Here is a 1,193-nt window from a genome sequence, read left to right as displayed (position 1 = left end):
GCTCCGAGAGCAAGTCTCTTCACCTACGCGCCAGCGTGCCTTCTCCCGAAGTTACGGCACCATTTTGCCTAGTTCCTTCACCCGAGTTCTCTCAAGCGCCTTGGTATTCTCTACCTGACCACCTGTGTCGGTTTGGGGTACGATTCTGTGTTACCTGATGCTTAGAGGCTTTTCCTGGAAGCTTGGCATCAACTACTTCTGCACCGTAGTGCATCGTCATCACGCCTCAGGGTTAGATAAGTAACCGGATTTACCAGGTCACTCCCCCTACACGCTTAAACCGGGACAACCGTCGCCCGGCTAGCCTAGCCTTCTCCGTCCCCCCTTCGCAGTAACACCGAGTACAGGAATATTAACCTGTTTCCCATCGACTACGCCTTTCGGCCTCGCCTTAGGGGTCGACTCACCCTGCCCCGATTAACGTTGGACAGGAACCCTTGGTCTTCCGGCGAGCGGGTTTTTCACCCGCTTTATCGTTACTTATGTCAGCATTCGCACTTCTGATACCTCCAGCAACCCTCACAGGTCACCTTCAACGGCTTACAGAACGCTCCCCTACCCAACAACGCCTAAGCGTCGCTGCCGCAGCTTCGGTGCATGGTTTAGCCCCGTTACATCTTCCGCGCAGGCCGACTCGACCAGTGAGCTATTACGCTTTCTTTAAATGATGGCTGCTTCTAAGCCAACATCCTGGCTGTCTATGCCTTCCCACATCGTTTCCCACTTAACCATGACTTTGGGACCTTAGCTGGCGGTCTGGGTTGTTTCCCTCTTCACGACGGACGTTAGCACCCGCCGTGTGTCTCCCGTGATAACATTCTTCGGTATTCGGAGTTTGCATCGGTTTGGTAAGCCGGGATGGCCCCCTAGCCGAAACAGTGCTCTACCCCCGAAGATGAGTTCACGAGGCGCTACCTAAATAGCTTTCGGGGAGAACCAGCTATCTCCCGGTTTGATTGGCCTTTCACCCCCAGCCACAAGTCATCCGCTAATTTTTCAACATTAGTCGGTTCGGTCCTCCAGTTAGTGTTACCCAACCTTCAACCTGCCCATGGCTAGATCACCGGGTTTCGGGTCTATACCTTGCAACTATTCGCCCAGTTAAGACTCGGTTTCCCTACGGCTCCCCTATACGGTTAACCTTGCTACAAAATATAAGTCGCTGACCCATTATACAAAAGGTACGCAGTCAC

General features: G+C 53.2%; 1 rRNA gene. It reads right to left on the bottom strand.

From position 1 onward, the window contains the following. Nucleotides 1-1,193, bottom strand: a 23S ribosomal RNA gene (locus ACGS9J_RS26880); the annotation flags it as partial.

This window comes from Serratia quinivorans (assembly GCF_052113645.1).
Classification (GTDB): Bacteria; Pseudomonadota; Gammaproteobacteria; order Enterobacterales; family Enterobacteriaceae; genus Serratia; species Serratia quinivorans_B.
The sequence above is the reverse complement of the archived record's forward strand: the minus strand, read 5'-3'. Positions and strand labels throughout refer to the sequence as shown.